This window comes from Halorubrum aidingense JCM 13560 (genome assembly GCF_000336995.1).
In the GTDB taxonomy this organism is placed as follows: Archaea; Halobacteriota; Halobacteria; order Halobacteriales; family Haloferacaceae; genus Halorubrum; species Halorubrum aidingense.
In genome coordinates this window covers 185,087-200,222 of the sequence record NZ_AOJI01000017.1, presented here as the reverse complement: position 1 = coordinate 200,222, position 15,136 = coordinate 185,087, and the positions used below count along the sequence as shown (strand labels likewise).

18 protein-coding genes are annotated in these 15,136 nt (G+C 60.0%); 11 read left to right on the top strand and 7 right to left on the bottom strand.

Annotated elements, in window-relative coordinates; genetic code table 11:
- From C461_RS04270 to C461_RS04265, 4 genes are all read left to right on the top strand, one after another.
- The gene (locus C461_RS04270; RefSeq protein WP_007998968.1) at positions 1 to 1,263 is read left to right on the top strand and encodes a hypothetical protein; all 1,263 of its coding nucleotides are present in this window, start codon (positions 1 to 3) and stop codon (positions 1,261 to 1,263) included.
- Between the two features lie 420 nt (positions 1,264 to 1,683).
- Entirely contained in the window at positions 1,684 to 2,406 is a 723-nt protein-coding gene (locus C461_RS15320; protein WP_152418314.1) for a ComF family protein, read from the top strand.
- A 3-nt stretch (positions 2,407 to 2,409) separates the two neighbouring features.
- Complete coding sequence (locus C461_RS15000; RefSeq protein WP_080506248.1) at positions 2,410 to 3,363, top strand: DNA-processing protein DprA; 954 nt, start codon at positions 2,410 to 2,412, stop codon at positions 3,361 to 3,363.
- A 313-nt stretch (positions 3,364 to 3,676) separates the two neighbouring features.
- Positions 3,677 to 3,847: a hypothetical protein gene (locus C461_RS04265; protein ID WP_007998962.1), complete on the top strand. Its 171-nt coding sequence runs from the start codon at positions 3,677 to 3,679 to the stop codon at positions 3,845 to 3,847.
- A gap of 6 nt (positions 3,848 to 3,853) precedes the next feature.
- Here the strand turns inward: C461_RS04265 and C461_RS15315 are convergent, their stop codons facing one another.
- From C461_RS15315 to C461_RS04250, 4 genes are all read right to left on the bottom strand, one after another.
- Positions 3,854 to 4,324 (bottom strand): hypothetical protein, encoded by a 471-nt coding sequence (locus tag C461_RS15315; RefSeq protein WP_152418312.1) that lies wholly within the window; start codon positions 4,322 to 4,324, stop codon positions 3,854 to 3,856.
- A gap of 73 nt (positions 4,325 to 4,397) precedes the next feature.
- Positions 4,398 to 5,129, bottom strand: a complete 732-nt coding sequence (locus tag C461_RS14995; protein ID WP_162138517.1) for a DUF2321 domain-containing protein — start codon at positions 5,127 to 5,129, stop codon at positions 4,398 to 4,400.
- 50 nt (positions 5,130 to 5,179) lie between these two features.
- The gene (locus tag C461_RS04255; RefSeq protein ID WP_049906289.1) at positions 5,180 to 5,512 is read right to left on the bottom strand and encodes a hypothetical protein; all 333 of its coding nucleotides are present in this window, start codon (positions 5,510 to 5,512) and stop codon (positions 5,180 to 5,182) included.
- Positions 5,512 to 5,853, bottom strand: a complete 342-nt coding sequence (locus tag C461_RS04250; protein WP_049906288.1) for a MarR family transcriptional regulator — start codon at positions 5,851 to 5,853, stop codon at positions 5,512 to 5,514. The genes C461_RS04255 and C461_RS04250 overlap by 1 nt, the downstream gene beginning before the upstream one ends.
- A 309-nt stretch (positions 5,854 to 6,162) precedes the next feature.
- On the opposite strand from C461_RS04250, the gene C461_RS15310 reads away from it, so the two are divergent.
- The 7 genes from C461_RS15310 (at position 6,163) to C461_RS04225 (ending at position 10,824) form a co-directional block, all read left to right on the top strand.
- The gene (locus C461_RS15310) at positions 6,163 to 6,360 is read left to right on the top strand and encodes a hypothetical protein (protein WP_152418311.1); all 198 of its coding nucleotides are present in this window, start codon (positions 6,163 to 6,165) and stop codon (positions 6,358 to 6,360) included.
- The gene (locus C461_RS04245; RefSeq protein ID WP_007998954.1) at positions 6,353 to 6,676 is read left to right on the top strand and encodes a PadR family transcriptional regulator; all 324 of its coding nucleotides are present in this window, start codon (positions 6,353 to 6,355) and stop codon (positions 6,674 to 6,676) included. The genes C461_RS15310 and C461_RS04245 overlap by 8 nt, the downstream gene beginning before the upstream one ends.
- Positions 6,673 to 6,948, top strand: a complete 276-nt coding sequence (locus C461_RS04240; protein ID WP_007998952.1) for a hypothetical protein — start codon at positions 6,673 to 6,675, stop codon at positions 6,946 to 6,948. Before C461_RS04245 ends, C461_RS04240 begins: the two co-directional genes overlap by 4 nt.
- The gene (locus tag C461_RS15650; protein WP_156062188.1) at positions 6,945 to 7,106 is read left to right on the top strand and encodes a hypothetical protein; all 162 of its coding nucleotides are present in this window, start codon (positions 6,945 to 6,947) and stop codon (positions 7,104 to 7,106) included. Before C461_RS04240 ends, C461_RS15650 begins: the two co-directional genes overlap by 4 nt.
- Positions 7,107 to 7,221: 115 nt before the next feature.
- Positions 7,222 to 8,289 (top strand): tyrosine-type recombinase/integrase, encoded by a 1,068-nt coding sequence (locus tag C461_RS04235; protein WP_007998950.1) that lies wholly within the window; start codon positions 7,222 to 7,224, stop codon positions 8,287 to 8,289.
- A gap of 276 nt (positions 8,290 to 8,565) precedes the next feature.
- Positions 8,566 to 9,303: an SDR family oxidoreductase gene (locus tag C461_RS04230; protein WP_049906287.1), complete on the top strand. Its 738-nt coding sequence runs from the start codon at positions 8,566 to 8,568 to the stop codon at positions 9,301 to 9,303.
- 237 nt (positions 9,304 to 9,540) lie between these two features.
- Positions 9,541 to 10,824 carry an MFS transporter gene (locus C461_RS04225; protein ID WP_007998945.1) on the top strand — a complete coding sequence of 428 codons (1,284 nt, stop codon included), beginning with the start codon at positions 9,541 to 9,543 and terminating at the stop codon, positions 10,822 to 10,824.
- A gap of 69 nt (positions 10,825 to 10,893) precedes the next feature.
- On the opposite strand, the gene C461_RS04220 is transcribed toward C461_RS04225, so the two are convergent.
- The 3 genes from C461_RS04220 to thrS form a co-directional block, all read right to left on the bottom strand.
- Positions 10,894 to 11,625 (bottom strand): class I SAM-dependent methyltransferase, encoded by a 732-nt coding sequence (locus tag C461_RS04220; RefSeq protein WP_007998943.1) that lies wholly within the window; start codon positions 11,623 to 11,625, stop codon positions 10,894 to 10,896.
- Positions 11,626 to 11,784: 159 nt separating this feature from the next.
- On the bottom strand, positions 11,785 to 12,951 hold the full coding sequence (locus C461_RS04215; RefSeq protein WP_007998941.1) for a pyridoxal-phosphate-dependent aminotransferase family protein: 1,167 nt from the start codon (positions 12,949 to 12,951) through the stop codon (positions 11,785 to 11,787).
- Between the two features lie 58 nt (positions 12,952 to 13,009).
- Positions 13,010 to 14,986, bottom strand: coding sequence for a threonine--tRNA ligase (gene thrS / locus C461_RS04210; RefSeq protein ID WP_007998939.1), 1,977 nt, complete (start codon positions 14,984 to 14,986; stop codon positions 13,010 to 13,012).
- Positions 14,987 to 15,136: the final 150 nt, after the last annotated feature.

Sequence of the window (15,136 nt, the reverse complement as noted above, 5' to 3'; positions counted from 1 at the left end):
ATGTCCGAAGATACGTTTGAGATAAATTTCGCCGCTGTTGCCCAGTTTGAGTTCTACTCGTCGAACGATTCTGACCGTATCGAATCCGCTTTCGAAGACTTGTATGGTGAGAGCGGTGAGACATTCGGGGGGCCAATCATGATGAGCGGAGGTCACTGGAAACGGACAATCTTCTCCAAGAACGAAGATCTCCCCGAGCAACTATCCCAGTTCGAAAATATTCGAACGTATCTCACTCCCGATAAGCGCCACGTGTATGATGCCGTCACAGTTGGAAAATTAGAGCAATCGACGCTCCAAAAGATATTGACAGCTGACCTCGATCGTGTTAGTTCAGTTGTAAGAGGCCCAGTGAAGGCGTTGAACGAGTTTACAAACGATATCCCGACGATTCCCGAAGACCAAGACGACTTACCGACGATACTCTACGTAGAACCCGAGGAGAAACTCGACATTGGACGGCAAGAGGAAGGTCTCGACACAGACGTAACCTCGTCGTGGTTAGAAGCTCATCGGGAACAACTACAACGAATCAAAATTCTTCTCGGGCAACCTATTTCGCTCGTCGGGGGTGAAGATCTCCTCGCCCCGCACTCAATGGGTCCTGGATACATCCGGCAGGCGACTATCCTGAACACGAGCGCGACTCACGAAGATACAGAGAAAGATGTGATGGGCCCACTGTGGCTCAGACGTGTCGAAAACGCTATTAAGCCGTACTATCGGGCCGACTGTTGGCTAAATCACCGACGGAGGAAGATCGGTGAAATTGACGACCAGACACACGGTACAGCCCGTATTTTTGACAAGGATAGAGATGGGAACGAGCTAGACTTCTATCAATCAGTAGAGCAAGACTTGGAGAGCCTTCGTGAGCAGTGGATTAACCAGTACACGTTGATTCGCGACGAACTAGCCGATCTTGATGAAGGACTGCCCCTAGAGAGTGAGGAAGAACCGGATCCTGCCCACGAGATTCCCCTTCAGCCACCAGCACGCACCCATGAACCAGTATCACTCTACCAAAATTATGAGGACCATCTTGCGAGTCTCTTTGAGGTGGCAAGAGCAGATATGGACCGGATTGGAGATAAATTAGAGAGAGTCTCTCAGTTCATCCACGACTCAGTTAGCGCAAAAACCGCTGCGAGTAACATCGAGTTACAGAGCGAAGTCAAGGATTTGACGCGCATCCTTACTTGGCTCACCCTATTTCTCGCAGCAGTAGGTTTCCTACAATTGGACGTTGCAATCCCACTATAAGCACTCCTGAGTGTCAGTCTTCATCTAGTCGGATTCAGGATACCCAACCCGACCCGCCCACGAATCCAGCCGACGATCGAGTAAACCGCCGCGAAGACGGCGACGAAGACGAACTCGCTCGTCGATCGGCTGAAGGCGATCGAGTTGCCCGACGTCGACGATGTGGCCGACGATCTGGAGAACTGCCTGCGGACGAAGGAGCACCCTCGAGGAGATCGACGCCAAGATCGAGCAGACAGAATGCTGCTTGACCAAATTGTCTACGAACTATACAGTCTGACCGGAGAGTAGATCGGAATGGTTGAGCAGGCAGAGAAATTGTGGTTGAATATTATACATGTACAAATAGGAGTTGTATCTGTTTCACTTCCACTACGCCCGGGGAGTGATTTTATAACCCTTGTCTGGTTTCATACACATATGACAACCTACGAAGTAATAGAAGAAAACGTGGAAGAGTCCGGTGAATTCCATGGACAGGCTATCTGGCGTCCTAAATATCGATGTCAAAAATGCTCAAGGGCTATAAAAAAATCATACACAAAAACCTCTGGCGAATGCTACTATTGTAATAATGATTTGACAGCCGTGGGGCAGTATATTGACGAAGTATACGCAATGACAACATATATCTCAGATGTTGAAAAAAATGAATTTATAGAGGCGATATATGATCTGAAAGACAATCTTGAACACATTTCAGAATTTGCGAACATTCTTGAACAGGGTTTTGAGGACTACCCCATAGCCGATGCGGAGTTATTAGTAGTCCCGCCTTCTGGAACTGCAGAGTCGAGTACAGATAACCATATGATCGCGGTAGCCAAGGAGGTTAGCGATAGAGTTGAGATTCCATTTCGCGATATAATCCACAAGAGAGAAGATTATGCATCTCAGAAAGAACTTGGACTTGAGGAAAGACTTGATAATTTACAAGGAAGGATTGGCTGTACGGAGGATTCAATCGCGGCAGACAAAGCCATTGTCATTGATGATATCGCTACTAGCTGTGCCACGGTCTCTGCAACGGCTCAAGCTCTAGTTGAATCAGGTGTGTCAGACGTGAGTGGACTGGTGATTGCACGGGATGAAGATATTCAGAGTCTAGAGTTTGCGAATATTCTAGCAGAAGTGGAGGGATAATATATGGACGAATTTAAGGCTGTGATTTCAGCCCTAAATGACAAACAAAGCTTGAAAAGTCGATCACTAATCAGAATTCTATTTGAATTCATAGATAATTCAGACATGAATGAACCGGATTTAAATGGCCTAGTTAAATTCCTTCACGAAAAGGTCGAAAGTGGAGACGCTAAAGAACAAAGAGCCTGTAAGGGAGCGATCGATCATTTAAATGACGTCGAAATTGTTGAATACATTGACTATCTTGAAGAAATAAATGAAAATGGTGTTAGATTTTTGCCCTTTTACAGTGTCATATATCCCCAGCAGTTATGGCAGATTGAAGATCCCCCGTTTGGCATATACATCAAAGGTAGTAATTCAGCACTCTTTGGAGGAATTGCAATCGTTGGCACCAGAGAAGCCAAGTCCCACAGAAAAGACTACGTCAGGAAATTAGCTGGAAAACTTGCAGAAGAGGGGTACCCGATTGTGAGTGGTCTCGCGAATGGTATTGATACGGCAGCACATGAAGGAGCGATTGAAGCTGATGGTCAAACTACTGCTGTTCTTCCTGGTGGTATCCAAACAATTCGTCCTGCTAGTAATCGCGAACTTGGTGAAAAAATCCCTAATCACGGTGCCCTTATCGCGGAGGTCAGTGACAAACAGAGTGTCCACCGAGGCCGATTTGTAGAGCGGAACCGTATTACGTCGGGTCTATCGATCTCAGTAATTATTGGCGCCTCAGGCAAGACAGGAGGAACCATTCGACAGGCAGAATTTGCACAAAATCAGTCTCGTCCGCGGTTCCTCTATGACCCGGAAGAAGACGATGGCCAGTCACCGGAGAAGTTAGATGACCTCGGATTTGTCCGGTTTTCTTCCACTAATGAATTAATAGATCTATTGGATGATGATTGGCGTGAACCTAGTCCCGGCATAGGGCTACAGCAGAGCCTTGGTGATTTGGAATAGTAGCACTACTTCCCTCTGATTTTAGAATTTCGTGGCATATTTAGTGGAATCTAGCCTAGCGGATCGGTCAAGGTGTGCGAGGTGACCGTAGATTCAATACCGCCAGATCGAAACTCAAATCGACGTCTTCCCTCAGGAATAGTTTGCCCCGCGTCGTGATCAACCAGTGAGTCTCGAAACGCCCGCCGACGATCACCCCTACCGAAGCGCCCGACGACCGAAGACGGCGAGGAGCAGCGCGATCAAGATCCCGCCGATCACGATCCCGCCGATGATCGAGTAGATCGTCGCGAAAACGACAAAGGCGATCGAGTTGCCCGATGTCGACGACGTGGTCGATGGCCTGGAGAACTACCTGCAGACGAAGGAGCGCGCCGAGGAACTAGACACCAAAATCGAGCAGACGGACCAGCTTATCGACGAGACCGTCTACGAACTGTACGGGTTGCTTGAAGAGGAGATTGAGCTACGTCCGAATCAATAGGATAATTCAATAGGCCTCTACCCCGGCGTGTTGGACCACGAATCCATACACACGGCGAGATTGTTCAAGTATTGTCTCTACCTGCTCGCTATCATCGCGTATGTCGTCGATTGACCTACCTAGTTCCTCAGAGGCGGCATTATCACTTATATTACCATATGTAGAGTACGCTTCTGCTTGCTCTCCACTGAGAAGTCCTGTTCCGGCAAGAATGTCCATCATTTCAGTCTGATTGGTGCCTCTATTCTCCATTCTTTTCACTTTCTTTGCAGATTTGACCAAATTAACTGCATCCTCCCTTTCATTTCTCAACTCCTCTTCTGAGATATGAAAGAGATCTTCCGGTTGTTTATCAGGGTCGTCAATCACCTCGAAATAGATGTATGCTGCAGATTGTTTTTCTGACAAAAGACCAATCTCCGCTAAATCACTCGCCAGCTCACGTGGATCTCTTTTTCGGCGTCCATAATCGCTCATGGACTGTTATTTTGAGATAACATTGTATGTATGTATGGGTCTCTTGACATCCAAACACCAACCGAAATATTGTTCAATTAGTCATTGTCCAAGCGGACTCACGCATACTGAGCAGAACCTTCACAACCCGCGTAGCAGTCCCAGATTTCTCCTGCAACTCCTCTTCTTGGATCGTGTCTTCGATAACGTGTGCAGCGGCGTCTCCATCGTGTTTTAGCACTCGAATCTGTCGATACAGATCTTCGCCAAGGGACCCGCTGTGTTTGCTCAATTCTGCCTCGTTCTCCTTGAACCGCTTAATCAACTGTTTGAGCCCGTAAAATTGGCTGCGCTCTCCATCAAAGAACACATCCACATTCTCATAACCGAACTCAGCTTTCAGAATATCCGTTAGCAGGCTCTCGATCAGTTTTCGATTGAGTATCAGTGTAGCGTGGTCTGCCTGAACACGGTAGCTGAGGTTGATCTCAGATATCAGGTCCGGATAGAACTGTCCCTCAACCTCTGTCTCTTCGATATCGATGAACGAACCGTCGCGTGAGACCTCTGATTCAATCGTAGACGTCCACGGAAAGTCAACACCGCACCCGGAACAAAAGTTTGGACGATCGCTTTCGTCGCCTGCAGTTTTCTGATTGGCTGCTTCTATAGGGTGGGAGCATTCCGGACATAGATTCAGCACTTTCTCACCGCAATCAGAACAGTAATCGGGGAATTCAGCAACTGGCTCGATGACTATGCCGGTTTTTATTTCAAATGTACCAGTGGATTCCGTTTCACTACTTATCGCATGTCTGTTGTACACATGTGTATGTCCATTTTCACAAACAGCCAATGTATGTGCCTCCCGCATATTCAGAACCCCGCCCACCCGCCCGGTCGCGTCGCGTAGCTCGGACGCGGACTCGGTACCGGCACGTCGAGGTTCGGATCGACCTCACCGGCGAGGTAGAGTGTCCCCCACGTCGTGATCGACCAGTACTTTTCGGAGCGATCCTCGGTGAGCTGCCGCTCGTAGGGCTCGACAAACTCGGCGTCAGCGAGGACGTGGAGGCGCTCGCGAACACGGCCCGCGGAGACGGCGCCGTCGAGGTCGATCGCCAGCTCCCACGCGTCGCGATCGCGCTCAGAAAGCCGTTCGAGGATCCGCTCGTCGACCTGCTCCATCCACGGGGCTGATAGACGCATTACATCGGCCCTCCGTTCGCGGGTGAGTTTCCGTGCTCGCGATCAGTCGCGCTGTCGATGCTCACGTCGTCGGCGTCGTCTTCGATATAGCGCCACTCCTGCGTGTCGAGTCGACCGCCGAGGTACGCCTCACCGTCGTCAGTTATTATATAAATACCATTTCCGAGGTGTTTAACCAGCCCTTTGTCAGCGAGCTTCTTACACCGACGCCCGATATATTGTCGAGAATAGTGGATTGGTCCCTTCTGTCGCATTTCTTCGGGAGAACCCGATTCGTGCTCCTCCAAGTACTCTAGTACTCGATCATCAACTAGCGCCATCCAGTCTCCCGAGTGTCTCATATGGCACATATGAATGCTGCTGACCCTAATAGGCACGATAAGACCTCATACCCACCAGAGGTAATGATAGATACCTGCGTAAACTATAAGTTCTCAACGCTACGATGTACTCTCACGGAGCCCGAGTGAGAGACTCTCGGCAGTGTGAGAAAATGTAGGAATCCCGGTCGCGGCGTTGCACCGCCCGACCGGGTCGGGTTCTGTGCTGAAACCACAGAACCATGCCAACGAAGGCAACTGCGGGGCTTAAGCCCTGCGCGACGACCGGCGAACCNACCGGGTCGGGTTCTGTGCTGAAACCACAGAACCATGCCAACGAAGGCAACTGCGGGGCTTAAGCCCTGCGCGACGACCGGCGAACCGAACGGAAACAACGACGGCGGCTGCGGTCTCTGCCCAGCCTCCGCTGACGGCTACGACGCCGCTTACGGCGGTGCGCTCTGTGCGGAGTGCGCGGACGCGTTCGGCGCACTCCAGAGCGATCTGCGGGAGGTGCGCGATGAGTAGCGCGGCACGCGGCGAGACGCCCGAGGTCAATGGGACGGGCGCTGTCGCCGACCTGACCGCGTTCCAGCGAGACATTTTGCGGATCCTCGATCAAGAGAACCACCAGAAGGGAACTTCGATCAAGGCGCGACTGGAGGCGTACTACGGGATCGCCGTGAACCACGGCCGACTCTACCCGAACCTCGATACGCTCGTCGACCACGGGTTCGTCGAGAAGGGAGAGCGCGACCGCCGAACGAACGACTACGCGCTCACGGACGCCGCCCGCGACGCGCTCGACCGTCGCGATCGATGGGTCGCCGGAGGTGGCGAATGAGGTTCACGCGCATTGCGGACGGGACCGCGACCGCGTACACGGTGGGCGTCGAGCGCCTCGATCCCGACGACGATCCGGAGTTGGAGCCCGCGGGCTACCACTCCCCGCAGTTGCTCTACGCGGTGATGACACCCGGCGCGGTCGTCACCGACTACGACGTCCACCGGCTCGCCCGGAACCTGCCGGGTGACGCGGACTGGGTCGTCGACGAGCTCCGTGATCTCGACTACGACGAGCTTGGCGACGCCGACGCCCCGGAGGCCGACGCGTGAGCCGGTGCGTCGAGGTCGAACTCCGCGCGGAGGACCACGTCTTCCGAGAGGAGGTCGATGTGAGCGTCGTCGCGACCGACGACGCCGCGGTCGACATCGCCCGCCAGCGAGCGGGGATCGCCCCCGAGTGCTTCGAGACGGGTGAGGTGGTCGCGTGAGCGGAACGCTCTGGCGCTGCGACCGCTGTGACCGGCTCGTCGACGGGTTCGTCAACGGCTGCACGTGCCCGTCGTGCGGACGGGACTGCGGAGGCAGCCCCGACGATGTGGGCTCATGAGCCGGGACGCTCGCGACCCGTCCGAACTCTCGGTCCGGGACGGGATCGCTCGGTATCTCCGCCGCCGGCGCGCGGACTCCACGGAGTCGAGCGTCGAAGCGTGGAAGTACCGACTCAAGTTGTTCCGCGAGTGGGCCGAAGAGGCTCAAATCGAGTCGGTCAGCGAACTCCGCGGCTACGACTTCGACGACTACTACGAGTACCGAGCGAGTACGGTGGCGCCGGTGACGCTGGAGGGCGAGATGTGGACCCTCCGGATGTTCGTCGAGTACCTGGAGCAGCTCGACGCCGTCGAGAGCGGGCTCCACGAGTCGGTGCGCATTCCCGATCTCGATCCCGACGAGCGGTCGAGCGACACCGCGCTTGACAGAGAGCCGGCGCTCGCTTTGCTGGAGTACTACCGCAACTCAGACGCCGAGCGCGCACGGCGTCGCCACGCGTTCCTCGAACTCGCGTGGTACACCGGCGCTCGGCAGGGAGCGCTCCGCGGGCTCGACGTCCGCGACCTCTACCTCCGGCTCGGCGACGATGAACAGAGCTGGGTGGAGTTCCGCCACCGACCGGAGACCGGGACGCCGCTGAAGAACAAGATCCGCGGTGAACGCCCGGTCGGGATTCCCGACAGAGTCGCCCGCATTCTCAGCGAGTATGTCGGTCAGTATCGCTACGACAGCCACGATGACAGCGGCAGACAGCCGTTGCTCGCGAGTTCGAGGGGTCGGGCCGGGGAGGCGACGATCAGAGCGTGGAGCTACCGCGCAACGATTCCGTGTCTTCACGGCACCTGTCCGCACGGCAAGGACCCGGACACCTGCGACTGGGTCGACTACCATCAAGCGAGCAAGTGCCCGTCGTCGCGGTCGCCACACCAGATTCGAACGGGCTCGATCACGTGGCAGTTGAACATCGGAATCCCGCCGGAGGTGGTCGCGGAGCGCGTGAACGCCTCGGTGAAGACGATTGCGGACCACTATGATTGGGCTTCGGAGAAGCAGCGGTGGCGGCGCTACCGCGATCGGATGGAGAATCGCAGTGAGTACGTCGAGAGGTTAGATGCAGCATGATCAACAGCACTATGACAACGCAACCCATGTACGTTCAACGGCACAGTGAAACGGCTAGCAACCCGCTTTGGTGGAATCGCGCCCGGCCCGCTTCTTCGAGGACCAATTCGCGACGAGCGAGGCGTCGCTCGCGGTTTGCGGTAGCGAAGTCGCAGCGCGAGCGATCGGCTTCTCGTAGCTCGCAATCGCGCCTAGCCCAGACACTGAGCCGTGGAAGCGGTCGTCTCGGGCCACTTCGAGCGATCTTTTATACTCGATGTCGACGACGGCCCACACATGGGTGCACTCGACGAGACGACGGCACTGGTAACGGGCGCGAGTTCGGGAATCGGTGAGGCAACGGCACACGAACTCGCGGAGCGCGGGGCGAACGTCGTGCTGGTGGCGCGCCGCCGAGCGACTCTGGAGGCGCTCGCCGAGGAACTGGAGGCCGCCTACGACGCCCGGGCCGTCGTCGCCGACGGAGACGTCCGCGAGCGGGCGACCGCCGAAGCGGCGGTCGACGCCGCCACCGATCGCTTCGGCGGGCTCGACATCGTCGTCGCCAACGCCGGCGTCGGCCGCGGCAGCGACGTGGCGTCGATGACCGACGAGGAGTACTTCACGATGCAGGAGACGAACGTCGACGGCACGTTCTTTCTCACGCGCGAGGCGCTCCCACACCTCGAAGCGAGCGAGGGAACCCTCGTCGTCGTCGGCAGCTTCGCGGGACAGTTCCCCCGCTCGTTCAACCCGGTGTACGCCGCGACGAAGTGGTGGGCGCGCGGGTTCGCCCACAGCGTCGCCGCGCAGGTCGGCGACGAGGGCGTCGCCGTCTCGGTGGTGAATCCCTCGGAGGTCCGCACGGAGTTCGGCAGCGAGGACGGCGAGCCGTTCGAGGAGCGCTTCGAACCCGGGAGCGTCACCGAACCCGGAGAGGTCGCGGAGGCGATCGCCTTCGCGGCGACCCGAGAGGGCTCGTCCGCACAGGAGATCGATTTATACCGGCGGGACAAGTTCGCCGGGAACCTGTGACTTCGCGGGCGGCCCCCGTCACTCGGGTATCGGTGTCCCGCACTCGGGACAGACGTCGGCGGCGCGCGAGACGGCGAGGTCACACTCCGGACAGAACCGGCGGTCGCAAGCGGCGTCTCCCATAGCCGAGCGAAGCCCTCGGAGCGACAAAAAATCGACGGTGAACCGACCGCCGGCCGCCGACCGCAGGGCCTTTCGAACCGAAACTCCTTTTAAACGTCTGCGCACCCATCCGGTGTGAGCAACGCCGACAGGCGGTCGCAGTTCTGGGCCCTCTACGTCACCCGATTCGCCGAGGGATTCGGCTTCATCACGCTCATCACCCTATTGGGCACGTACATTAACACGCTTGACCCGCAGGCGGCGACGGTGCTCGGCATCACTATCTCGTCCGGGTTCATCATCGGGATGTACACCACGGGATTCACACTCGCGCAGACGGTCGCCGTCGTCCCGCTCGCGTGGGCCGGTGACCGGTACGACAAGCGAACCGTACTGCTAGGTGTGCTCGCGGTCGGGACGGGCGTCTACGCGTTGTTCCCACTCGTCGACTCTTCCGGGTCGTTCATCCTCGTCCGCGCCCTGCAAGGGCTCGTCGTCACCGGCGCGGGACTGATGACGCTCTCGCTGGTCGGACAGATCGCCGACATCGGGACGCGCGCCGACAAGATCGGGAAGGCGAACGCCGCCTCTTTCGCGGCCTCGATCATCGGGTCGCTCTCGGCCGGAGGGATCTACGACGCGGTCGGCTTCGGTCCCATCTTCACGATTATTGCGGTACTGATGGGCGCCGCGTGGGTTATCACGTGGCTCGTCCTCGATGACGACGACACCCGTATCGAGGGGTTCCCCTTCTCGGACCTCGCCGTGAACCGTCGGATCCTCACGATAACGAGCTTTCGTGCCCAGTACGCCTTCGCCGTGACGATGGTGCGGACGTGGGTCCCGATCTACGTCAGCACGGAGATGGCCGCCGGCGGTCTCGGTGTCACCGGCATCGCCATCGGGGTCACCGTCGCCGCCCAGAAGGGGACGAACATGGTTGGCCAGCTGTTCACCGGTCGACTATCGGACGCGTACGGCCGGTCGTTGTTTGTCTTCGCCGGCGGCGGCGCCTATGGAGTGATCGCAATCCTGATCCCGTTCGCACCGGCGTGGGGTGCGGCGGTCGGTGCTGACGTGGCGCTTCCGATCCTCGGCGACCTTCCGCCGGCGTACCTCCCGCTCGTGGCGCTGTCGGGACTGCTCGGCGTCGCCGACTCCTTCCGCGAACCGGCCAGTATGGCGTTGTTCGCGGACGAAGGGACTGACGAAGGCGGCGTCGCTTCCAGCTTCGGCATCCGCGAACTGGTCTGGCGGCCGGGCTCGGTGGCGGGCCCCCTCATCGCCGGCTACCTCATGGTCGAGGTGAGCATGGCGTCGGTGTTCTACGTCGGCGGCGCGTTCGCGATCACGGGCGTGCTCGCCTTCCTCGCGATCCTCGCGCGAGACCACGGGCGCGCGGCGCTGACGACGTGGTAGGGCGCGCTCCCCACGTGGTAGGGCACGCTCCCGGCGGGGCAAGTCGGGGGAGTTGGAAGCGGCGGTGAACTATTTTTCGTCGTGCTTTCGGAGCGCCGCGCGATAGTGATACTCGTTTCCCTCGTCGCCGCGGACGACGTCAGCGACTTCCCAGCCGGTCCCGACGGCGGCCTCGCGGAGCCGAGCGGGGCTGAACAGCCGAAGCTGGAGGATCGGGTTCGTCTCCCCCTCGTACTCGAAGAACATGACGCGGTGTGCGAGCCCCGGCGTCGGGTCGTCTCGGTAGCCGACGAGATCGGCCGTCGCGGGGTGGGTCGGGTCGTAACAGTCGACGACCGCAGTTGCGTCGGGCACCGTCACGTGCGCGAGATCGCCGAGGAACGCGGTGAGCCCCCGCATCGACCCCGCGAGCCCGAGCTGGGTCCCGTTCGCGAGCGCCGAGCCGAACCGATCGCGCCGAAACTGCTCGCGCAGCGCGAACATGTCGCCCTCGCGGGCGTCGTCGACGCCGCGCTCCCGCATCGTCTCGACCAGCGCGGGACTCGGTTCGAGCGCGACGGTCTCGAACCGCTCCTGGAAGTACAGCGCGTGCCGCCCCGTGCCCGCGCCGAGGTCGACGAGCGGCCCTTGGAGCCAGGACGCCAGCCACTCGTGGGCCGCGTCGTCGGCCGGATCGAACTCGGTGAAGTAGAACGCCTCGATCGGGTGTTCGACCGTCTCTTCGCCGTCTCGATGCAGGAGGGGCGCGTCGCGTTCGCCGCGGAAGTGGTCGCGGATAGCGCGGCCGAAGGCGTCCGTCATGCGTCGAGCGTCTCGGCTCACCGTGAAAAATAGCCCGTGTGTTTGTCACGCAGACATACAGTCACCTCGTGGGCCGCGAGACGCCGGTGAGACGGCCGCTCAACCGTTGTTCTCTCAGACCAACGACGGCTGCGACAGGAGCAGCGCGTCTCCGCTCGCTCAGAACCCCTGTTCGGCGAGCGCGTCTTCGAGCGCCGAGAGGACGTACTCGACGTTCTTCGGCCGGGCGGAGTAGCCCATACAGCCGATCCGCCAGATGTCGCCTTCCAAGTCACCGAGCCCGGAGGCGATTTCCAGGTCGTACTCCTCTAAGAGGTAGTCGATGACGGCCCCGTCGTCGACGCCGTCGGGGACCTGCACCGCGTTCAGGCTCGGCAGCCAGTACTCGTCGGGGGCGTTCATTTCGAGGCCCAGCTCCTGCAGGCCCGCCTTCAGATCGCCGGCGACGGCGCGGTGGCGCGCCCACCGCTCTTCGATTCCCTCCTCGGCGACGAGCCGGAGCGCCTCGCGGATGGCGTAGACGTTCGTGATCGGTGCGGTGTGGTGATACGAGCGGTCGTCGCCCCAGTACCCCTCGAGCAGCGAGAGGTCGAGGTACCACGACCGGGGCTGTTCCTCGCGACCGAGCACCTTGTCCATCGCGCGGTCGTTGAGCGTGAGCGGGCTCGCTCCCGGCGGACACGAGAGGCACTTCTGGGGCCCCGAGTACGCGACGTCGATGTCCCACTCGTCGACGCGCAGCTCGACGCCGCCGAGCGAGGTGACGCAGTCGGCGATGACGTACGCGTCGTGCTCGTGGGCGATGTCGGTCAGCTCGGGGACGTTCGGCTGGAGCACCCCGGTCGACGTCTCGGCGTGAACGAACCCGAACACGTCCGGCTGATGCTCGTCGAACGCGGCCTCGACGTCGACCGGATCGAGAGGCTCGCCCCACGGGGCGTCGACTTCGACGACCTCCCCGCCGGCGCGCTCGGCCATCGACTTCATCCGACCGCCGAAGTAGCCGTTCGTCGGCACCAGCATCGTGTCGCCCGGCTCGACGAGGTTGCCGATGGCCGCCTCCATCGACGCCGACCCGGTTCCCGAGACCGGGATCGTCCACTGGTTGTCCGTGCGGAACGTGTACCGGAGCAGCTCCTGTACCTCGTCCATGATCTCGACGAACGACGGGTCGAGGTGACCGACGAGCGGCGTGCTCATCGCTTTCAGTACGCGCGGGTGGACGTCGCTCGGTCCCGGCCCCATCAGGGTGCGGTCCGGCGGCGTCAGCTCGCCGACGTCGGGCGCTTCGGACTCTCGCTCGGTCAACCCCGGAGTGTTGCTCATAGGCGGCCCTACCGACGGAACCCTCAAAAACACGACGGAACCCGATAGCCGGCCGTCGCTACTCGTCGTCGACGAAGTCGGGCGTCGTCCGCTTGGCGTCGCGCTCGTCGACGAGGTGCTCGACGAACGCGTCGAGCGCGACGTCGCCGCGCTGGTTCTCGAAGCGGTCCCGGACCGAGACGGTTCCGGCCTCCTGTTCGTCGTCGCCGACGATGACCATGTACGGGAGCCGGTCGTCGTGGCCGGCGCGGATCTTGCGTCCGACCGTCCAGTCGCGGTCCTCGACTTCGACGCGGAACCCGGCGTCTTCCAACTCGTTTTTGACGCGGTGGGCGTAGCCGAGCGTCTCGTCCGAGACCGGGAGGATCCGGACCTGCTCGGGCGCGAGCCACAGCGGGAAGTTGCCGTCGAAGTGCTCGATGAGCACCATGAAGAAGCGCTCGTAGCTCCCGTACAGCGCGCGGTGGATCATCACCGGCTGGTGCTCCTCGTTGTCCTCGCCCGTGTACGTCAGGTCGAACCGCTCGGGCATGTTGAAGTCGAGCTGGACCGTCGGGCCGTCCCAGACGCGCCCGAGCGCGTCCTCGAAGCCGAAGTCGATCTTCGGCCCGTAGAAGGCGCCGTCTCCGGGCTCGACGTCGTACTCGTAGCCGCCGGACTCGAGCACGTCACGGAGCTGTTCCTCAGCGGACTCCCAGATCTCGTCGCCGCCAACGGACTTGTCGGGGCGGGTCGCGAGCGACACGTCGACCTCCAGATCGAGCGTCTCGACGACCTCGAAGATCATCTCGATGACCGACTCGATCTCCCCGCGGATCTGGTCGGGCCGGACGAACAGGTGGCCGTCGTCGATGGTGAACGACCAGACGCGCGAGAGCCCCGAGAGCTCGCCGCGCTGCTCTTTCCGGTACACCTTCCCGTTCTCGAAGTAGCGCTGCGGGAGGTCGCGGTACGACCACGACTGCTGGTCGAAGATGGTCGCGTGGCCCGGGCAGTTCATCGGCTTGAGCCCGTACTCCTCGTCGTTGACGTCGAGGAGGAACATGTCGTCTTTGTAGTTCTCGTAGTGGCCCGACTGCTTCCACAGCTCCGTCCGGAACACGTGGGGCGTCTCGACCTCCTCGTAGCCGTTCTCGCGGTTGAGCTCGTTCGCGAAGTTCGAGAGCTCTCGGAGCACGGTCTTGCCCGGCGGGTGGTACAGCGGGAGGCCGGGACCGGTCACGGTCGGGATCGAAAAGAGATTCATCTCCTGGCCGATCTTCCGGTGGTCTCGCTCCTGCGCCTGCTCGCGCAGCTCGAGGTGTTCTTCGAGGTCAGACTCGGAGGCGAACGCCGTCCCGTACACTCGGGTCAGCGTGTCGTTCTCCTCGTCGCCGCGCCAGTAGGCGGCCGAGACCTCGAGCAGCGTGGCCGCGCCGATCTCGCCCGTCGACTCGACGTGCGGCCCCTGACAGAGGTCTTGCCAGCCGTCCTGCACGTAGAAGGTGACCTCTTCGTCGTCTGCCTCCTCGTCGAGGATCTGGCGTTTGTACTCGTTGTCGGCGTAGATCTCCATCGCGTCCTCGCGAGAGCAGACGACCCGCTCGATCTCGTAGTCGGCCGCGATGATCTCGTCCATCTCGGCTTCGATGTCGGCGAGGTCGTCCTCGTCGAGGTCGACGTCGGTCACGTCGTAGTAGAACCCCTCGTCCGTCGGGGGGCCGATCGTGAGGGTGGCCTCGGGGTGGAGCCGCTGGAGGGCCTGCGCGAACACGTGGGCGGCGGAGTGGCGCAGCACCGTCAGGAACTCGTCGGACTGGTCGGTGACGATCTCGATCCGCGCGCCGTCGTGAACGGTGGCGTGCTTTTCCACGAGTTCGCCGTCGATCTTCCCGGCGACGGTGTCGCGACCGAGCCCGGGGCCGATCTCGTAGGCGACGTCTTCGACTGTCGATCCGGCCGGGACGTGCAGCTCTGATCCGTCCGGAAGGACGACCGTCACGTCGGCCTGCGCATCGGTCTCGCTCATACGTTTCCGGAACCGGACGAGCGGCATAAGTGTGTTCGATCCCCGTTGGCTCGTCTCCGAGTCCGCGGCGGCCGCGGGAACCGCCTCGCTCGCCGCTTCCGGGCGTCCGATCGTGGCAAGCGCCTCCGACACCGGTGACAAGGGGAGGCCGCCGCAGTCATGGAAACACACAAAACA